This is a genomic window from Variovorax sp. 278MFTsu5.1, assembly GCF_048305045.1.
GTDB lineage: Bacteria > Pseudomonadota > Gammaproteobacteria > Burkholderiales > Burkholderiaceae_C > Variovorax > Variovorax guangxiensis.
Map to the genome: position 1 here is coordinate 4,944,916 of NZ_CP157622.1, position 18,293 is coordinate 4,963,208.

At 67.3% G+C, this 18,293-nt stretch carries 15 protein-coding genes; 10 read left to right on the forward strand and 5 right to left on the reverse strand.

Annotated features, from left to right (window positions below; translation table 11 throughout):
• Positions 1-199 precede the first annotated feature (199 nt).
• Entirely contained in the window at positions 200-1,222 is a 1,023-nt protein-coding gene (locus ABL844_RS22975) for a LysR family transcriptional regulator (protein WP_126024404.1), read from the forward strand.
• Here the strand turns inward: ABL844_RS22975 and ABL844_RS22980 are convergent.
• From ABL844_RS22980 to ABL844_RS23000, 5 genes are all read right to left on the reverse strand, one after another.
• Positions 1,140-2,042 (reverse strand): ABC transporter permease subunit, encoded by a 903-nt coding sequence (locus ABL844_RS22980; protein ID WP_418129050.1) that lies wholly within the window; start codon positions 2,040-2,042, stop codon positions 1,140-1,142. The genes ABL844_RS22975 and ABL844_RS22980 overlap by 83 nt on opposite strands.
• On the reverse strand, positions 2,035-2,823 hold the full coding sequence (locus ABL844_RS22985) for a taurine ABC transporter ATP-binding protein (RefSeq protein WP_184641581.1): 789 nt from the start codon (positions 2,821-2,823) through the stop codon (positions 2,035-2,037). The genes ABL844_RS22980 and ABL844_RS22985 overlap by 8 nt, the downstream gene beginning before the upstream one ends.
• A gap of 16 nt (positions 2,824-2,839) precedes the next feature.
• The gene (gene tauA, locus ABL844_RS22990; protein ID WP_369661349.1) at positions 2,840-3,853 is read right to left on the reverse strand and encodes a taurine ABC transporter substrate-binding protein; all 1,014 of its coding nucleotides are present in this window, start codon (positions 3,851-3,853) and stop codon (positions 2,840-2,842) included.
• An 858-nt stretch (positions 3,854-4,711) separates the two neighbouring features.
• A complete protein-coding gene (locus tag ABL844_RS22995; protein WP_418129051.1) occupies positions 4,712-5,863 on the reverse strand; it encodes an IS481 family transposase in 1,152 nt (383 codons plus the stop codon).
• Positions 5,864-6,007: 144 nt separating this feature from the next.
• Entirely contained in the window at positions 6,008-7,546 is a 1,539-nt protein-coding gene (locus tag ABL844_RS23000; protein ID WP_184641579.1) for a PLP-dependent aminotransferase family protein, read from the reverse strand.
• A gap of 149 nt (positions 7,547-7,695) precedes the next feature.
• On the opposite strand from ABL844_RS23000, the gene ABL844_RS23005 reads away from it, so the two are divergent.
• The 9 genes from ABL844_RS23005 to ABL844_RS23045 all read left to right on the forward strand — a co-directional run bounded on the left by ABL844_RS23005 (position 7,696) and on the right by ABL844_RS23045 (position 18,279).
• Positions 7,696-8,103, forward strand: coding sequence for a nuclear transport factor 2 family protein (locus ABL844_RS23005; RefSeq protein ID WP_369661348.1), 408 nt, complete (start codon positions 7,696-7,698; stop codon positions 8,101-8,103).
• Positions 8,104-8,140: 37 nt separating this feature from the next.
• Positions 8,141-9,625, forward strand: coding sequence for an NAD(P)/FAD-dependent oxidoreductase (locus ABL844_RS23010; RefSeq protein ID WP_418129053.1), 1,485 nt, complete (start codon positions 8,141-8,143; stop codon positions 9,623-9,625).
• A gap of 239 nt (positions 9,626-9,864) precedes the next feature.
• Positions 9,865-11,478, forward strand: a complete 1,614-nt coding sequence (locus ABL844_RS23015; RefSeq protein WP_418129054.1) for an ABC transporter substrate-binding protein — start codon at positions 9,865-9,867, stop codon at positions 11,476-11,478.
• Positions 11,479-11,496: 18 nt separating this feature from the next.
• Positions 11,497-12,474, forward strand: a complete 978-nt coding sequence (locus tag ABL844_RS23020) for an ABC transporter permease (RefSeq protein ID WP_418117329.1) — start codon at positions 11,497-11,499, stop codon at positions 12,472-12,474.
• Positions 12,471-13,388, forward strand: coding sequence for an ABC transporter permease (locus ABL844_RS23025; protein ID WP_418129055.1), 918 nt, complete (start codon positions 12,471-12,473; stop codon positions 13,386-13,388). Before ABL844_RS23020 ends, ABL844_RS23025 begins: the two co-directional genes overlap by 4 nt.
• A gap of 151 nt (positions 13,389-13,539) precedes the next feature.
• Positions 13,540-14,598, forward strand: a complete 1,059-nt coding sequence (locus ABL844_RS23030; RefSeq protein ID WP_418129057.1) for an ABC transporter ATP-binding protein — start codon at positions 13,540-13,542, stop codon at positions 14,596-14,598.
• On the forward strand, positions 14,595-15,632 hold the full coding sequence (locus ABL844_RS23035; RefSeq protein WP_418129058.1) for an ABC transporter ATP-binding protein: 1,038 nt from the start codon (positions 14,595-14,597) through the stop codon (positions 15,630-15,632). Before ABL844_RS23030 ends, ABL844_RS23035 begins: the two co-directional genes overlap by 4 nt.
• A complete protein-coding gene (locus ABL844_RS23040; protein ID WP_418129059.1) occupies positions 15,629-17,329 on the forward strand; it encodes an amidohydrolase in 1,701 nt (566 codons plus the stop codon). The genes ABL844_RS23035 and ABL844_RS23040 overlap by 4 nt, the downstream gene beginning before the upstream one ends.
• Positions 17,329-18,279: a CobW family GTP-binding protein gene (locus ABL844_RS23045; RefSeq protein WP_418129061.1), complete on the forward strand. Its 951-nt coding sequence runs from the start codon at positions 17,329-17,331 to the stop codon at positions 18,277-18,279. The genes ABL844_RS23040 and ABL844_RS23045 overlap by 1 nt, the downstream gene beginning before the upstream one ends.
• Positions 18,280-18,293 lie beyond the last annotated feature (14 nt).

Consider the following 18,293-nt stretch of genomic DNA (forward strand, 5'->3'; position numbering starts at 1 on the left):
AATGACGAAGCCGCAGACCCTGCGGGAGTGACTGCGGCTTGCGTCGCAGAGGTGATTCGGGAGTCCAAGCCCGGTCACGCCTTTTGTTGACGTGACGGGGCGCAGTATAGCTACGGAGGTATTCATCACATCGCCCCCAAACCAGCGATGTCCCTACACCCGACGGCCTCATCCCGGAAGCTGGAACAATCCGTCCACCATGGACGGTCTGGATCTCATCAAAACATTTCGCGAAGTCGCCTTCCGGCGCAGCTTTTCCCGCGCGGCGATCTCGCTGGGCATGTCCAAGGCCACCGTGAGCCGCTACGTGGCCGAGCTCGAAGCCCGCAGCGGCGTACGGCTGCTCAACCGCTCCACCCGCTCCCTGAGCCTCACCGACGCCGGCCAGGTGCTGCTGGAGCGCAGCACGCAGCTGGTGACGATGGCCGAGAACACGCTCAACGACCTGCAGGCGCATGGCTCGCATCCGCGCGGGCGGCTGCGCATGAGCGCGCCGCACGGGCTGATTGCCGGCTGGCTCTCCGACGTGATCGCGGGCTTCATCAAGCTCTACCCCGACGTGTACGTGAGCCTGGTGTTCACCAACGACGACCTCGACCTGATCGAGGAAGGCATCGACATCCACCTGACCGGCGGGCGCATCGACGACATGAACCTGATCGTGCGCCGCCTCGTGCAGTTCGACATGGTGGTGTGCGCGGCGCCTTCCTACTGGGCGCAGCGCGGCATGCCGCAGGTGCCCGAAGACCTGAGCCGCCACGACGTGCTGAGCTTCTCGGCCAAGCAGACGACCAACCTGCCCTTCGAGACCGACGGCGAGCCGTACGAGGTGCCGGTGCACAGCCGCATGGAAGCCAACGATGCCGTCGCGCTGATCGAACTGGCGCTGCGCGGCGTGGGCGTGGCCTACGTGCCGGAGCCGCTGGCGCAGTCGCACCTGGAGCGCGGCGCCCTGGTGCCGGTGCTGCGCGACCACATGCCGCGCGAGCACTGGCTGTACGCAGCCTACTCGCAGCGCCGCCACAACAGCGCCGCGATGCGCGCGATGCTCGACTACCTCGAGCAGTCGATGGACGCGCTCACCGAAGGCCCTGCCCTGCCGCCTCCGATGCCCGTGACGGTGGCACCGCCGCCACCGGTCACATGCGCCCTTTCCAAGGCACAAGGCGCCGCTCGAGCCACCGCATCAGCAGGTCGAAAAGATAGGCCACCACGCCAATGACGACGATGCCCATGATCACGATGTCGGTGCGCAGGAAGTTCGACGCGTTCAGCACCATCTGACCCAGCCCCATGTTGGCCGCCACCATCTCGGCGGCCACCAGCGTGGTCCAGCCGAAGCCGATGGCGATGCGCATGCCCACCAGGATGTCTGGCAGCGCCGAGGGCAGGATCACGTGGCGGATCACCTGCATGTAGCTCGCACCCATCGAGTAAGCCGCGTTGATCTGCTCCTGCGAGGCGCTGCGCATGCCCGAGCGGGCGGCCAGCGCCAGCGGCGCGAAGCAGCTCAGAAAGATCAGCAGCACCTTCGGCAGCTCGTCGATGCCGAACCAGATGATGATGAGCGGCAGGTACGCCAGCGGCGGCAGCGGCCGGTAGAACTCCAGCGGCGGATCGAAGATGCCGCGCCAGAAGCGGCTCATGCCCATCGCGATGCCCACCGGAATGGCCGTGGCGCAGGCCAGCAGGAAGGCCGAGAACACACGGAACATGCTCGCCAGGAAATGCTGCCACAGCGGCTTGTCGTTGGCCTGCCCGGTGAGGTATTCGTAGAACTGCTGGAACACCGCCTGCGGCGTGGGCAGGAAGAGCGGCTTCACCCAGCCCATGTTCGTGACGAGGAACCACAGCGCCACCAGCGCGATCACCGTGACGATGCTGATCGTCAGGCTGGAGCCCTCGCCCGGCACCTTGAAGGAGCTGGTCTTGAGCTTGGTACCGGCCGGTGGCGTCGCTGGCGCGGGCGACGCGACGGGCTTGGCTGACGATGAAGGCGGCGGCGTCATGGCGACGGGAGATGCAATCGACACCTCAGGCATGGGCAACCTCGCGATGATGAATGATCGACAAGACTTCTTCACGCATGCGGATGAAACCGGGCTCCGACTTCACCTTGCGCGAGTCGCCGTGCGAAAGGTACTGGCGCGAGAACGGTACGTCGTCATACACGTGCGAGATGCGCCCCGGGCTCGGGCTCATCACGATCAGCCGCGTGGCGAGGAACAGCGCCTCCTCCACCGAGTGGGTGATGAAGAACACCATCTTGTTCGACTTGGACCAGGCTTGGAGAAGAATCTCCTGCACCTGCTCGCGCGTGAACGCATCGAGCGCGCCCATGGGCTCGTCCATCAGCAGCACGGCCGGGTCGCTCGCCAGTGCGCGCGCAATGCCCACGCGCTGCTGCATGCCGCCCGAGAGCTCATACACCGCGCGATCGGCGTACTTCTGCAGCCCGACAAGATTCAGCTTCTCTTCGGCAATGCGGTCGCGCTCGGCCTTGCCCATGCCGCCGAGCCGAAGGCCCAGCGCCACGTTGTCGCGCACGTTGAGCCAGGGCATCAGCGCGTGCTTCTGGAACACCACGCCGCGGTCGGCACCGGGGCCGGCCACCGGCTTGCCGTCGAGCAGGATCTCGCCGGTCGAGGGCGGCAGGAAGCCCGCGATGCTGTTGAGCAGCGTCGTCTTGCCGCAGCCCGAGGCGCCGAGCGCGACGACGAAGTCGCCGTCGTGCATGGTGAGGTTCACCGGCGCCAGCGCCTGGAGCGTGCCGCCCTTGACCGCGTAGTTGACCGTCAGGTCGCGAATGTCCAGCGTGGGCATGTGGTGCCGCTCCGGTTCACTTGCCCATGGCCTTTTCGACGTACGCCGTCGTCACGTAGGCGCTGTAGTCGGGCTTCACCTCCTGCACCCGGCCCTGCTCCTTGAGGAACACGGCCGTGTTCGCCATCGCCTTGGCCGCGCCGCCACCCAGCCACGTGGGCGAGACCTGCTCGGCCATGGTCGGGAACGAATAGAGCGCCATCGCCGGGCCCACGTCCTTCGGGTCGGCCTTGGTCCACTTGGCCATGGCTTTTGTCTGCGGCGAATCGGGTGTCCAGCTCTTGCCCGTGGCCTTGTATTCCTCGTTCGCGCGGTTGAGCGCCTTCACGAACGCGACCATGAAAGCCTCGTTGGCGGCTGCCCACTTGGCGTTCACCACGATGCCCTCGAAGGTGGGCGCGCCGCGCTTGCCGATGCTGCCCGACGTGGCGATGGTCTTGCCCGTGCCCTTGATCTTGGAGAGCACCGGGTCCCAGATGAAGGTCGCGTCGATGTCGCCGCGCTCCCATGCGGCGGCGATCTCCGGCGGGCGCATGTTCATCACGTTCACGCTCTTGGGGTCGACACCGTCCATCTTCATGCCGGCCATCAACTGGTAGTGCGCGGTCGACACGAAGGGCGTGGCTACCTTCTTGCCGGCCAGGTCCTTCATGCTGTTGATGCCCGACGCGTTGCGGGCAATGAGCGCCTCGGCGTTCGCGATGTCCGCGGAGATCCAGAACAGCTTGATGTCCTGCCCCTGGCTGGCCGCGGCGGTCAGCGGGCTGGAGCCGGTTTCACCCATCTGCACGTCGCCTGAAGCCATCGCGCGGATCACGTCGCCGCCGCCGGAGAACATGCGCCAGTTGATCTTGTAGCCAGTGGCTTTCTCGACCTCGCCGGATTCCATGACCAGGCGCAGGGGGACGAGCATGTCCTGGTGGGCGAAGGTGACTTCCTTGGCCTGCTGGGCGTAAGCCGTGCCGCACAGGGCTGACAGCGTGGCGGCGAGAACGGCGAACTGGAGGGGGAGACGGCGGGACATGGTCATCTGGTTGCTCCGGTGGGTGAATTGAATCTCGCCGGACTTTGCACCCATCGGGAGCAGCCAGGAAGTACCAGCGACTGTGTCGGCATGGAGCCAGTCGGTGAGTGAATACCCTTGTTGTGGTGCGTTCTGCACGGGGGAGGTGCGCTCTGTTTTCTTGTTTTTGGTGAGTTTGCTTCCCGGGGCCGGGTCTCGGCCCGGCGGCCGACCTACTTTTCTTTGCTTCGCCAAAGAAACGTAGGCAAAAGAAAGGCGACCCTACTGTCTGCGTCCCTTCGCTTCGCTACGGGCAACCTGCGGTGCTCGACGTAGGAGGGGGTCCGCAGAACTCGCTTCGCTCAAACAGCTGCGGCCCTTATCCCTCCTACGTCTGCGCTCCTCGGCGCAGCCAGAAGGGATCGATCCGCGCCATCGCTTCGCTCGGCTTCTGAGCAGCCTTGGACTGGCCTTCGCTTTGCTCGGCAGGGGCTTCAGGTTCAGAGGCTCTCAATAAAGCAGCAGCGCGCGCCTCAAGCCACTTCAACGCCTTCAGTCCCGGCCCTCAATCCCATTCCAAGCCCAGCAGGCGCGAAGCGCCTGCTGGGCAACTGCGGCCGAGCGCAGCGATGGCCCGTTGGTCTCCCCTCCCCTCTGGCTGCGCCGAGGAGCGCAGCGTTTCGCGGATCAGGGCTCGCAGCTGTTTGAGCAAAGCGAGTTCTGCGAGACCCCGCGAAACGCGAGCACCGCAGGTTGCCCCTTCGCAAAGCGAAGGGGTCGCAGACAGTGGGGTCGCCTTTTCTTTGCCTACTTTCTTTTGGCGAAGTGTATGGACCGGGGACCTGGGTAACGGGTGTGCGCGGACATAGGAAACACTCTGGCAGGTTATCGCCTTGCTGTCAGGCAGTTCAAGTCCAGTCGCATGAACGGCTGATGGCAGAAGAACACGTCGAAGTGGCCGTCGTGTTGTGGATCCGCGCGGAATGCGATGGGCAGTTTCAGAAGGCAATTTGGCACCTTCAGCTTGTGGCCGCGGAAGCTGGCCTCGCCGTTGTGCTTGACGATCACCACCGTGTCCCCCTGCTGGTACTCGATGGGAGCCAACGCCCGCGGATAGGGCCTGGGGCTGATCGCGTAGCGCTTGGCGGGCGTGAGAAGGTCCAGCGCGTCGTGTGGGCGCTCGTGGTTGTAGATGCCGCGCCAGCGCTCGAAGGCCGCCTGGGCCTGGCCCAGATCGGCGAAGCTGCGCCCGGCGAGCACCTCCGTGTTCAGCGAGCGGTGGAAGCGTTCGATCTTGCCGTTGGTCTGAGGGTGGTACGGCGCGCTGTGGCTCAGCCGAATCCCCAGCCTGATGAGCCACACGCCCAGCTCGGACAGTCCATGCGCCGGTTGACGCGGAGCGCCCCAGGGAGCGCCGTTGTCCGTGTTGATGCGCACCGGCAGCCCATAGCGGGCAAAGACCTGCTCCAGGTGCGGTCGCACACTGTCGGTGCCCACGCTGGGACAAGCCCTCAGCGCGAGATTGAAGCGCGAATGGTCGTCCAGCACGGTCAGTGGATAGCAGCGCGCCGCAGCCATGGCGAAGTCGCCCTTGAAGTCGATCTGCCACAGGGCATTGGGCTGCTCGTGCTCGAAGCGGCACCAGTGTTCGCTTGCCTTGCTGGACTCTGGAGTGATCAGCCCATGGCGATGCAGGATGTTGGTGACGGTGCTGGGCGCAGGAACCTCGCCCAGGCCCTGGTCGGCCAGCCGGCGGGCGATCTTGCGGCCACCCCAACTGGGGTGGGCCAGCCGCAGCTGGACCACGGCCTGCTCCAGCGCATCGGTGCTGCGCGTAGGAGAGTTCAGCGGTCGCGTGCTGCGCGGTGTGCATGCTTGCGCCATGCCTTGCAGCGCATGGCGCTTGAGCAGCGAATAGCCGGTCTTGGGGCTGATGCCGAAGCGCCGGCACAGCTCGCGCCGGTTCGCCCCCTCCTGCAAAGCCAGTTCCACGAACTCTCGCTTGGTGTCCATCAGGTCTCTCGGTTGCCAGGGCATGGGGCACTTCCTCGGTCATCTCGACCCAGAAAGTGTTTCCTATGTCCGCGCACACCCGTTACCCAGGTCCCCGGTCCATACAGCGAAGCAAAAGAAAGTAGGTCGCCCGCCGGGGCGAGTCCCGGCCCCGGGAAGCAAACAAACTCAGTGATTGAACCCGCTAAAAGAACGCACTTCCCCACGAGCCAACGCCAACTCCCCCACAGCCAAAGCCAAAGCCCGAATCCCAGCCGGAATCTGCCCAGCAGCAATAGAAGAAAGCCTCAACCGAAAGAACGGACAAGGATAAGGAGGCCGAGCAAAGAACACATCCCCCGCCTCGATCAACACCCCATGGCTTCGAGCCATCAACGCCAGCTCAGTCGCATCCACCCAAGTAGGCGCCTGCACCCATATGGAAGCCCCTCCGGAAGGCAGCCGAAACTCGAAATCAGGCAAGTGCTCCCGCAACGCCTGCGCCGCAATGGCCAGCCGCTCCTGCATCGCATGATTGACGCGCCGTGCATGCGACTCGTGGTGTCCGAGCGAAAGAAACAGCGCATAGGCATGCTGCAGAAAGGCACTCGGATGCCGCACCATCGCATGCCGGATCACCCGCAGTTCCTTGATCAACGCCCGAGGCGCAACAATGAACCCCAGCCGAAGCGCAGGCGAAAGGCTCTTAGAAACAGACCCCACGTAAATCACCCGCCCCGTCTTGTCCAGGCTCTTGAGCGCCGGCATGGGTGTGCCTTCATAAAGGTTCTCAGCCTCGTAGTCGTCTTCGATGATCACGAAGTCCTGCAGCTCCGCCTTGCGCAACAGCCACTGCCGCCGCTCCAGGCTCAGCGTGGCGGTGGTGGGGCTCTGGTGCGAGGGCGTAACGAACAGATAGTCGGCAGCGGGCAGCGCATCGACCACCAGCCCGTCTTCATCGACATCGACCTCCACCCACTTCGGCTGCCGCAATGAAAAGCTGTTGCGCGCATGCGGGTGCCCCGGCTCCTCCAGCCCCACGCGGGTCTGTTCGTCGAAGAGCGCCTCGGCCAGCAGGTAGTAAGCGTGCTGCGCGCCCATGGTCACGAGGATCTCTTCCTTCAGCGCGAACACGCCGCGCTTGGGCAGCAGGCGCGTGCGGATCTGCTCGATGAGATCGGGCACGTCGTCGGTCTCGAAGTCGGGCGTCCAGTGGGGCAGCTGCGAGCGCGCCAAGCTGCGCGCGCAGCATTCGCGGAAGTCTTCGGTGGGGAACAGTTGCGGGTCGTAGTTGCCGTAGACGAACGGATACGGATAGTCGCGCCACCGGTCGGGCTTGGACAGCGTGGGCTTGTCGACCAGCGAGCGCAGTACACGGCCCGACCAGTCCGGCGGCTGGCTGGCCTGGCCGCTGCGGCCCACAAGCGGTTCGGCGGGCGCCGCGGTGAGAGGGCGCGCGCCGTGCGCCACGAACACGCCGCTGCGCGGGCGCGCCTCCAGAAAGCCTTCGTCGATCAGTTGCAGGTAGGCCGAGGTGACGGTGTTGCGGCTCAGCCCCAGCAGCGCGGCGAGTTCGCGCGACGAAGGCAGCGGTGCGCCGGGCGCCAGGTGTTCTTCGAGGATGGCCTGCACCACGCTGGCGCGCAGGCGGGCCTGCAGGGGCAGCGCCGGCTGGTCGGGCAGCGCGAAGAGCTGCGCCCATTGGGTTGCTCGCGGATTCGGGGGCATGGTGCGCCGCAGTTTAGGGCAGGCATGCCGATCCGTGGCGCATCCGTGGCGTTCTGGCTCGGTCGAATCTCCGCAACTGGCCCTATCGCGCCGGCACCTCGCTGCCTACTCTTGCCTCCATCGAACTCCCCAGCCTCAGTGCAACCGCCATGCCTTCTTCTTCCGCCACGCCCGCCGTGACCACCGACACCCTCGCCGCCTTCAGCGACGCCTGGAACCGCCACGATATCGACGCGCTGATGAGCTTCATGACGCCCGACTGCATCTTCCAGACCGCCGCCGGCCCTGATGCCTGCGGCACGCGCCACGTCGGCACTGCTGCGGTGCGCACGGCCTTCGCCGCGGCCTGGGCCACGGTGCCCGATGCGCAATGGAAAAACGGCGTGCACTTCGTGCATGGCGACTTCGGCACATCGCAGTGGACCTTCACCGGCACGGCCGCCGACGGCAGCCGCATCGAGACCGACGGCATCGACGTCTTCACCTTCAAGGACGGAAAGATCCACCTGAAGAATGTGTTCCGCAAGGCGCGGCCCAACCTGCCTGCCGCGAAGTGAACCGTTCTACAGCTCTCTTCTTCGACTGGAGCCTTTCATGACCACGACAAGCACTGCGCGCCGCCTGGACGCCAGCGCGGCCAGCATCGACAGCGCGGCGCTCCAGCATCAGCAGCAGCCCAAGGCACCGTCCCGCCCCTACGACCCGCAGTACGACCCGCTTCTGGCCCCCGACCCCGGCGCCGGCCGCGCCTACGCGCCCACCTGGTGGGTGGCCAGCGCCGGAACGCCGCCGGAGGACGACGGCCCGCTCACGCAGGACATCGACGTCGACGTGGCCGTCATCGGCTCGGGCGCGACCGGCATGTCGACAGCGCTGTACCTCGCGCAGGAGCACGGCATACAGGCCACGGTGCTCGAAGCCAACCAGGCAGCCTGGGGCTGCTCCAGCCGCAGCGGCGGCCAGGGACAGAACGCGAGCGGCCGGCTCAAGCGCTCGCAGTGGATCGAGCGCTGGGGCTTCGACACCGCGAAGAAGCTCGACGCAGAGATCCGCAGCGGCTTCGAGAACTTCCGCCACCTCACCACGCAGATCGACTGCGACGCCTGCGACGGCGGCCATCTCTATCTTGCGCACCGCAAGGAGAAGCTGCCCGTCCTCGACGCCGAGGCGCGGCTGATGCGCGAGAAGTTCGGCTACGCCACCCGCATGATGAGCGCCGATGAAGTGCGGCGCGACTACTGCGATGAGCGCGAGACGGTCGGTGCGCTGTATGAGGCCGAGGGCATCGGCATCCACCCGCTGAAGTTCACCTTCGGCCTGATGCGGCGCGCCCGCGCGCTGGGCGTGAAGGTGCACACATCGAACCCGGTGCAGGGCTGGCAGACCATCGACGGCGTGCACCACCTGCGCACGCCCGGCGGCGTGGTGCGCGCGCGCCGCGTGGCGGTGTGCACCGGCGGCTACACGGGACAGGCGCTCAACCCGGCGCTGAAGGACCGGATCATGCCGATCCTGTCGAACTCGGTGGTCACGCGCCCGCTGACCGATGCGGAACTGCAGGCCACCAACTTCCGATCGAAGACATTCCTGACCGACACGCGCACGCTGCGCTTCTACTACCGGCTGCTCGAAGGCAACAGGCTGCAGATCGGCAGCCGCAGCGCAGTGAGCGGCGCCGATGCCGAGGGCGCGGTGCACCTGAAGCTGCTTACCGACGCCATCGCGCGCAAGTTCCCGCCGCTGGCGGGCATCCGCATCGACTACTCGTGGTGGGGCTGGGTCGACATGAGCCACGACATGATGCCGCGCATCACCCAGCCCGATGCGAGCAAGAGCATCTGGTACGCGGTGGGCTACGGCGGCAACGGCGTGTCGTTCTCGACCTGGGCCGGCAAGCGGCTGGCCGAGCGCGTGGCGGGCAAGGACGCCGGCCGGGAGGTGTTCGAGCTTCCCATCTACCACTCGCAGCTGCCCTTTCCCAACGTGCTCGGCGTGGTGGAGTCGCGCGCCTTCGCGCCGTTCAGGCGCATGGGGCAACGCATGCTCTACAAGTGGTACTGGCTGCGCGACGAGAAATAGGGAAAGAAGAAAGCAAGGAGAAAGGCAGCGCGGCGCACCGCCGTCGCGCATTCCCCGAAGTGGCGCACCGCCTCGCCGCACAACGGGGCAAACCCGCCCCTTCTGGCCCTGCGAGTCGCAGCGGGTTGGCTCTTCGCCGGCATGCACCCAGCGCCTATCTTCGACACAAGGCCTTCGCATCGCACCACTGCGATGAGGCCGAACCCGATTGCCTGTGTCGAACTCTCCGAGGTCCTGTCATGCAGCTTCCCCCTCCCCAGCTTCCCCTGCTCACGCGCCGCACCACCCTGCTCTCCGCCACGCTGCTGGCCGCGAGCAACCTGCTTCCGCTTTACGCCTTCGCGGCCGAAGAACCCAAGCGCGGCGGCACGCTGGTGATCGGCAGCACGCAGACGCCGCGGCACCTGAACGGCGCGGTGCAATCCGGTATCGCCACCGCCATGCCTTCCACGCAGATCTTCGCGAGCCCGCTGCGCTTCGACGACAAGTGGAACCCGCAGCCCTACCTGGCCGAATCGTGGAAGCTGGCCGAGGACGGCAAGTCGCTCACGCTCAAGCTGCGCAAGGACGCGCTCTTCCACGACGGCAAGCCCGTCACCTCGGCCGACGTGGCCTTCTCGATCATGGCCATCAAGGCCAACCACCCGTTCACCACCATGATGGGACCGGTGGAGAAGGTGGACACGCCCGATCCGTACACCGCCGTCATCCGCATGGGCGTGCCGCACCCGGCCATCGTGCTCGCGATGTCGCCCGCGCTGTGCCCCATTCTTCCCAAGCACATCTACGGCGACGGGCAGGACCTGAAGAACCATCCGCGCAACACCACCGACGTGGTCGGCTCGGGCCCGTTCCGCGTGACCGAATTCAAGCCCGCGCAGCGCATCGTGATGGAGCGCTTCGACAAGTTCTTCCTGCCCAACAAGCCGTACCTCGACAAGGTGATCGTCAACATCACGCCCGACATGGCGAGCCTGGTGCTCGGGCTGGAGCGCGGCGATGTCCAGATGCTGCCCTTCGCCACGCTGCCCACGGACCTTAAGCGCTTCGCGAACGACCCGAGGGTGTCGCTCACGCCCAAGGGCTACGACGGCATCGGCGCGCTCAACTGGCTGGCCTTCAACACCGCGAAGAAGCCGCTCTCCAACGTGCAGGTGCGCAAGGCCATCGCCACCGCGATCGACAAGAACTTCATCGCCAAGGCGCTGATGGGCGGCTTCGCCACCGTCTCCGACGGCCCGCTGGTGGCGAACAGCCCCTTCGCCGTGCCCGACCTGGTGCGCTACCCGCTCGACCTGAAGAAGGCCGGCGAGATGCTCGATGCCGCTGGCTACAAGGCCGGCGCCAACGGCGAGCGCTTCAAGCTCACCATCGACTACCTGCCGGGCGCGGACGACCAGCAGAAGAACGTGGCCGAGTACATCCGGGGCCAGCTCAAGAAGGTGGGCATCACGGTGGAGGTGCGCGCCTCGGCCGACTTCCCGGCCTGGGCCAAGCGGCTGGCCTCGCACGACTTCGATATGTCGATGGACGTGGTCTTCAACTGGGGAGACCCGATCATCGGCGTGCACCGCACCTACCTGTCGACCAACATCAAGTCCATCGTCTGGACCAACACACAGTCTTACGCCAATCCGAAGGTGGACGAGCTGCTGAACACCGCGGGCGGGCTGATCGATCCGACGCAGCGCAAGGCCTACTACGCGACCTTCCAGAAGATCGTGACCGACGAACTGCCCATCGAGTTCATCAACCAGGTGCCGTACCACACCATTACCAACAAGAAGGTGGCCAACGTGCCGACCACCATCTGGGGGCCGCTGTCGCCGCTGGACGAGGTGTACATCAAGTAGGCAGGCGGGCGCGACATCATGGGCACGCTTCGCTACGCCGCCTCGCGTCTGCTCCAGGCCCTGGGCCTGGTGCTCGCCGTGGTGGTACTCAATTTCGTGCTGGTGCACGCCGCGCCGGGCGACCCGGTGGAAACCATCGCCGGCGCCAGCGGCGGCATGTCGCCCGAGCTGATGGCGCAGCTGCGCACGCAGTACGGGCTCGACCGGTCGCTACCCGTGCAACTGGGGGTGTACCTCGGCAAGGTGGCGCAGGGCGACCTGGGCTACTCGTACTTCTTCAACCTGCCGGTGACGAGCATGATCGCCGAGCGCGTGCCGGCCACGCTGCTGCTGGTGCTCAGCGCGGTGCTGCTGGCCTTCTTCGTGGGCACCGCGCTGGGCGTGCTCTCGTCGCGCAGGCCGAACGGGCTGCTTTCGCAGTTCATCACCGTACTGTCGCTGGTGGGCTTCGCGGCGCCGGTGTTCTGGCTGGGGATCATGCTGGTGATATTGCTGGCCTCGGTGTTTCCGGTGCTGCCGGTGGCGGGCATGCGCTCCATCGACTCGACGGGCGGCGGCGGCTTCGCCGACATGCTCGACGTGGCGCACCACCTGGTGCTGCCCACGCTCACGCTGAGCCTGGTGTACCTCGCGCAGTACAGCCGGCTGGCGCGCTCGTCGATGCTCGACGTGCTGGGCTCCGACTTCATCCGCACCGCGCGCGCCAAGGGCCTGGCCGACCGCGTGGTGCTCTACAAGCACGCGCTGCGCAACGCGCTGCTGCCGGTTGTGACGGTGCTGGGCCTGCAGTTCGGCAACGTGCTGGCGGGCGCCATCCTGGTGGAGACGGTGTTCAACTGGCCGGGCCTGGGCCGGCTGGCCTTCGAGTCGGTGCTGCGGCGCGACTACCCGACCATCCTCGGCGTGCTGCTGTTCTCCTCCATCGTGGTGGTGGTGATGAACCAGCTCACCGACCTTTGCTACCGCTTCATCGATCCACGGATCAAGACCTCATGAGCAAGGTGATCGCAATGCCCACCGCTGCTGCTTCTGCCGCCGCCGCATCCGAGAAGAGGCCCGCCGTGCGCGTCGAGCATCCGGGCGTGGAGGCGATGCGCATGTTCCTGCGCAACCCGGCGGCCATCGCCGGCATGGTGATGCTGCTGGCCGTGCTGCTGGTCGCGATCGCCGGCCCGTGGATCTACCCGGCCGACCCGTTCGAGATCAAGGCCGCGCCGCTCACCCCGCCCTTCAGCGAGGAGGCCTGGCTGGGCACCGACTACCTCGGCCGCGACGTGATCACCGCGCTGATCTACGGCGGCCGCGCCACGCTGCTGGTGGGTGCCGTGGCCGCGCTGCTTTCGGTGCTGATCGGCATCACGCTGGGCGCCTTCGCGGGCTACTACGGCGGCAAGGTCGATGCCGCGCTGATGAAGCTCACCGAGTTCTTCCAGGTGCTGCCGGCGCTGCTCTTCGCGATGGTGGTGGTGACGCTGTTCTCGCCCACGCTGGTGACGGTGACGCTGGCCATCGGAATCGTGAGCTGGACCGGCACCGCGCGGCTCACGCGCGCGGAGTTCATGAAGTACCGGGGCCTGGAGTTCGTGCGCGCCGAGCGGGCCATCGGCGCGCGCGACGCACGCATCATCTGGAGGGTGATATTGCCGAACGCGCTGCCACCGCTGGTGGTGTCGGCAACGCTGGCCATCGGCGCGGCGATTCTTTTCGAGGCGGGGCTGTCCTTTCTCGGCCTGGGTGATCCGAACCAGATGAGCTGGGGGCTGATGATCGGCTCCAGCCGGCAGTACGTGCTCTCGTGCTGGTGGGCGGTGGCCTTCCCTGGCGCAGCCATCTTCATCACCGTGCTGGCCGTGAGCCTGATCGGCGACGGCCTGAACGATGCCCTCAACCCCAAGCTGAGGGAAAGATGAAGTCCACCCCCAGGCTTGCCCACTTCGTGTGGCCGCCAACCCCCTTGAAGGGGGCAATACCTGCGGCCCGGCAAAGCCGGTTCCGCGGTATTCCCGGAAAAGACGCCACGCCGGGAATGTCCGCAGATTTGCGTGCGAAAGGTATCTTTGCATGACTTCGCCTTCCGATAGCACGCTGCTGCGCGTGCAGGACCTGCACGTGGAGTTCAAGACGCGGCGCGGACAGGCGCTGGTGCTCAACGGTGTCGACTTCGAGATCCGCGCCGGCGAAACGCTGTGCGTGGTCGGCGAGTCGGGCTGCGGCAAGAGCATGACGGCGCTGGCGCTGCTGCGGCTCATTCCCTCGCCGCCGGGGCGCATCCGCGGCGGCCGGGTGCTGTTCCAGGACGAAGACCTGGTGCAGGCCACCGATGCCCGCATGCGCGAGGTGCGCGGCAACCGCATCTCGATGATCTTCCAGGAGCCGATGACATCGCTGAACCCGGTGTTCACAGTGGGCGACCAGATCGGCGAATCGCTGCAGCTGCATGCCGGCATGAACGCGCACGCGGCGCGGCAGCGCGCCATCGAGATGCTGCGGCAGGTGGGCATTCCGGCACCCGAGCGGCGCGTGGACGAGTACCCGCACCAACTCTCCGGCGGCATGCGACAGCGCGTGATGATCGCGATGGCGCTGGCCTGCAGGCCCGACATACTGATCGCCGACGAACCCACCACCGCGCTCGACGTGACGGTGCAGGCGCAGATCTTCGACCTGCTGCGGGAACTGCAGCGCGAGAAGGGCACGGCCATCATGCTCATCACGCACGACATGGGCGCGGTGGCCGAGATGGCCGACCGCGTGATGGTGATGTACGCGGGCCGCGTCATCGAGCAGGGCACCACCGAACAGGTGCTGTCGGAACCCGGCCACCCCTACACGCGCGGGCTGATCGACTGCCTGCCCGAACTCGGCAGCAGCGCGGCGCAGGATGGCGACGGGCGCCAGGACCTCGCCGAGATCGCCGGCGTGGTGCCTTCGATCTGGGAGCTGGGCACCGGCTGCGCCTTCCGCGAGCGCTGCCCGCGCGCGATGCCGCGCTGCGCGGCCGAGGTGCCGCCGATGTTCGCGGTGCACGGCGAAATGGCCGCTGGAGTACCGCATAGCGCAGCCTGCTGGCTGCATGCCGAGCCGGCGGCTGCGGCACAACCCCAACGGGAGGCCGCATGACGTTCATCGGCAAGACCGACACGCTGCTTTCGGTCGACGACCTGAAGGTGCACTTCCCGCGCGGCAAGTCCGGCTGGGGCCGCACGCCCGAGGTGGTGAAGGCGGTGGACGGCGTTTCCTTCGCAGTGCGCCGCGGCAGCACGCTGGCGGTGGTCGGCGAATCGGGCTCGGGCAAGACCACGACGGCGCTGGCGGTGATGCGGCTCGCGCCGGTCACTTCGGGGCGCATGCAACTGGGCGACACCGACCTGGGTGCGCTGCAGGGCGAGGCGTTGCGGCAGGCGCGCACCCGCATGCAGATCATCTTCCAGGACCCGTTCTCCTCGCTGAACCCGCGCGAGCGCGCGGGCGCCGCCGTGCGCGCGCCGCTCGACCTGATGCGGGTGGGCACGCCCGAGGAGCGCACGCACCGCGTGGCCGAGCTGTTCGAGGCCGTAGGCCTGCGGCCGGAGCAGCAACACCTGTTTCCGCACCAGTTCTCCGGCGGGCAGCGCCAGCGCATCAACATCGCCCGGGCGCTGGCCACCAACCCGGAGCTGGTGGTGTGCGACGAGCCGGTGTCGGCGCTCGACATCGCCATCCGCGCGCAGATCCTGAACCTGCTGGCGCGGCTGCAGCGCGAGCTGGGCCTAACCTATCTCTTCATCTCGCACGACATGGCAGTGGTGGAGCACATCTGCGACGACATCGCAGTGATGTACCTGGGCCAGATCGTCGAGCGCGCGCCGCGCCGCAGCTTCTTCGCGCGGCCGCTGCACCCGTACAGCGTGGCGCTGATGTCGGCGGTGCCGACCGTGAGCGGCGGAAGGCGTCGCGCCGCGAACCGCATCAAGCTGAGCGGCGATCCGCCCAGCCCCATCGACCCGCCCAGGGGCTGCCGCTTCGCAGGCCGCTGCCCGATGGCGGAAGCGGCCTGCGCGGCGGAACTGCCGCCGCTGCGCGAGGTCGCGCCCGATCATTGGGTACGCTGCAGGCGCGTCGACATCGTCGACGGGCTGCCGCGCCCTCCTCTTTCGATTCCGGAATCGCCATGAGCCAACAGACAGCGAACAAAACGACCACCACCGTCTACACCGCCCGCAAGATCATCACGATGAACCCGATGCAGCCGCACGCCACCCACGTGGCGGTGCGCGACGGCCGCGTGCTGGCCGTGGGCGCGCTCGCGGACATGCAGGGCTGGGGCCCGTTCACGCTCGACGAGCGCTTCGCCGGCAAGGTGGTGATGCCCGGCCTTGTCGAAGGCCACTGCCACCTGAAGGAAGGCAGCATGTGGGACTGGACGTACCTCGGCTGGTTCGACCGCCGCGACCCCGAGGGCAAGGTGTGGAGCGGCCTGCGCTCGATGGACGAAGTGGTCTCCCGCCTGTCGGAGGTGGCCGCGAAGATGACGGCCGACGGCGTGCCCGACACCGAGCCGCTGGTCGCCTGGGGCTTCGACCCCATCTACTTCGGCGGCGAGCGCATGACGGTTCGCCACGTCGACCGCGCGAGCAGCACGCGGCCCATCGTCATCGGCCATGCCAACGGCCACCTGATGAACGTCAACAGCGCGATGCTGCGCATTGCCGAGATCACGCGCGACAACGAGGTGGAAGGCGTGGTCAGGTTCGCGGACGGCGCCGATGAAGGCGAGCCCACCGGCGAGTTGCAGGAGCCGGCCGCCATGTTCCTGGTGCTGCGCAAGATCGGCAACGCCGGCCTGCTCGCGCCGATGACCGAGGCCGGCGTCCGCTCCTTCGCGCGGCTGGCCTGCCTGCAGGGCGTGACCACCGCGACCGACCTGGTCAACAAGCTCACGCCCGACGACTGCGGCGTGCTGGAGACGGTGACCGGAGACGAAGGCTTCGGCGTTCGCATCCTCCCCGCGTTCCAGGCCTTCCATGGCACGCACGGTGCCGCGCAGGGCGCGGAGCACGTGAAGTCGCTGCTGCCGCGCAACACCGACCGTCTGCGCTACGGCCTTGTGAAGATGATGCTCGACGGCTCGATCCAGGGCTTCTCGGCGCGGCTGCGCTGGCCGGGCCATTTCAACGGCGCGCCCAACGGCATCTGGGTGACGGCACCCGCGCAGTACGAGACCGATTTCGAGACCTATCACCGCGCGGGCCTCACCATCCACACGCACACCAACGGCGACGAAGCGAGCGAAGTGGCCATCGACGCCATCGAGCGCGTGCTGGCGCGCGCGCCGCGCCCCGACCACCGCCACACGCTGCAGCACGGCCAGATGATCGATGCGCCGCTGTTCCGCCGCATGGCCTCGCTGGGCCTGTGCGCGAACCTGTTCGCCAACCACATCTGGTACTGGGGCGACCAGCACTACGAGATGACCATGGGGCCCGACCGCGCGAACCGCCTCGACGCCTGTGGCAGCGCGCTGGCGGCGGGCGTTCCGCTGGCGATTCACTCCGACGCGCCGGTGACGCCGCTCGGGCCGCTCTTCACCGCCTGGTGCGCCGTCAACCGCATCACGCCCAAAGGCCGGCTGCTGGGCGAGGCCGAGCGCATCACCGTGCCACAGGCGCTGCGCGCCATCACGCTCGGCGCCGCATGGACGCTGAAGCTGGACGGCGAGATCGGCAGCATCGAATGCGGCAAGCGCGCCGACTTCTGCGTGCTGGAAGACGACCCGCTGGAGATGGACCCGATGGCGCTCAAGGACGCGCGCGTGTGGGGCACAGTGCTCTCGGGGCGCGTGTTCGAGGCGCAGAGAGGCCAGGGCGCGTGATGCCCGGAAGGCGGCTTCCGTTCACCGTCATCGGCGGCTTCCTTGGCGCCGGCAAGACCACCCTGCTCAACCGCTGGCTGCACGAGGCCAGGGGCCTGCGCATGGCGGTGCTGGTGAACGACTTCGGCGCGCTCAACATCGACGCCGGGCTGATCGCCGCCACGCATGGCGACACCGTGGCGCTGACCAACGGCTGCGTGTGCTGCCAGATCGGCGACGACCTGGGGCGGGCGCTGGTGGACGTGATCGAGGCGACGACGCCGTTCGACGCGGTGGTGATCGAGGCCAGCGGCGTGTCGGACCCGTGGCGCATCGCGCAGATCGGCATGGCGGCGCCGGAGTTGAGCCTCGAGGGCGTGATCGTGATGGTGGATGCGAGCGCGGCGGCGCGGCAGTCGACGGACCCGCTGCTGGCCGATACGCTGGCGCGGCAGTTGAAATCGGCCGACCTCGTGGTGCTGAACAAGGCTGACATCGCGGCGCCCGACGCGCTGGTCGCGGCGAGGTCATGGGTCGAGGCGAACGTGCCCGGAACGCCGTGCATCGAGACCACGGAAGCGGCGGTGCCGCTGGCGCTGCTGTCGGGGCTGCCGCAGCAGGCCTTGGGCACCGCTCACGCATGCGGCCCCGACTGCGATCACGGCCATCATGCACCCGACCACGGCGCACTGTTCCAGACCTGGAGCGCGCAGCCCGACGCGATGATTCCCGCGGCCGCGCTTCGCGCCTGGCTGCGCGAAATGCCGGCGGGCGTGCTGCGCCTGAAAGGCCTGCTGCGCACCGGTCATGGTGCCGTCGGCGAGGAGTGGTCGGAGGTGCAGTACGCCGGCCGCCACGGCTCGCTGCGCAAGGCGGCACCGCCCTCGGAGCTTTCCCGCGCCGGAGTGGTCGCCATCGGCCTGCATGGCCAGCTGCCTGAAAAGGCACTGAAGGAATTCTTCGTTCGCTGAGCACCGGCCGTGTT

Bases quoted from the DNA above. Each gene is read 5' to 3' on its own strand.
- ABL844_RS23010 (WP_418129053.1), top strand. From the start codon at position 8,141: ATGACCACGACAAGCACTGCGCGCCGCCTGGACGCCAGCGCGGCCAGC.
- ABL844_RS22985 (WP_184641581.1), bottom strand. From the start codon at position 2,823: ATGCCCACGCTGGACATTCGCGACCTGACGGTCAACTACGCGGTCAAG.
- ABL844_RS23035 (WP_418129058.1), top strand. From the start codon at position 14,595: ATGACGTTCATCGGCAAGACCGACACGCTGCTTTCGGTCGACGACCTG.
- ABL844_RS23040 (WP_418129059.1), top strand. From the start codon at position 15,629: ATGAGCCAACAGACAGCGAACAAAACGACCACCACCGTCTACACCGCC.
- ABL844_RS23030 (WP_418129057.1), top strand. From the start codon at position 13,540: ATGACTTCGCCTTCCGATAGCACGCTGCTGCGCGTGCAGGACCTGCAC.
- ABL844_RS22995 (WP_418129051.1), bottom strand. From the start codon at position 5,863: ATGCCCTGGCAACCGAGAGACCTGATGGACACCAAGCGAGAGTTCGTG.
- ABL844_RS23020 (WP_418117329.1), top strand. From the start codon at position 11,497: ATGGGCACGCTTCGCTACGCCGCCTCGCGTCTGCTCCAGGCCCTGGGC.
- ABL844_RS23015 (WP_418129054.1), top strand. From the start codon at position 9,865: ATGCAGCTTCCCCCTCCCCAGCTTCCCCTGCTCACGCGCCGCACCACC.
- ABL844_RS23005 (WP_369661348.1), top strand. From the start codon at position 7,696: ATGCCTTCTTCTTCCGCCACGCCCGCCGTGACCACCGACACCCTCGCC.
- ABL844_RS22980 (WP_418129050.1), bottom strand. From the start codon at position 2,042: ATGCCTGAGGTGTCGATTGCATCTCCCGTCGCCATGACGCCGCCGCCT.
- ABL844_RS23000 (WP_184641579.1), bottom strand. From the start codon at position 7,546: ATGCCCCCGAATCCGCGAGCAACCCAATGGGCGCAGCTCTTCGCGCTG.
- ABL844_RS23045 (WP_418129061.1), top strand. From the start codon at position 17,329: ATGCCCGGAAGGCGGCTTCCGTTCACCGTCATCGGCGGCTTCCTTGGC.
- ABL844_RS23025 (WP_418129055.1), top strand. From the start codon at position 12,471: ATGAGCAAGGTGATCGCAATGCCCACCGCTGCTGCTTCTGCCGCCGCC.
- ABL844_RS22975 (WP_126024404.1), top strand. From the start codon at position 200: ATGGACGGTCTGGATCTCATCAAAACATTTCGCGAAGTCGCCTTCCGG.
- tauA (WP_369661349.1), bottom strand. From the start codon at position 3,853: ATGACCATGTCCCGCCGTCTCCCCCTCCAGTTCGCCGTTCTCGCCGCC.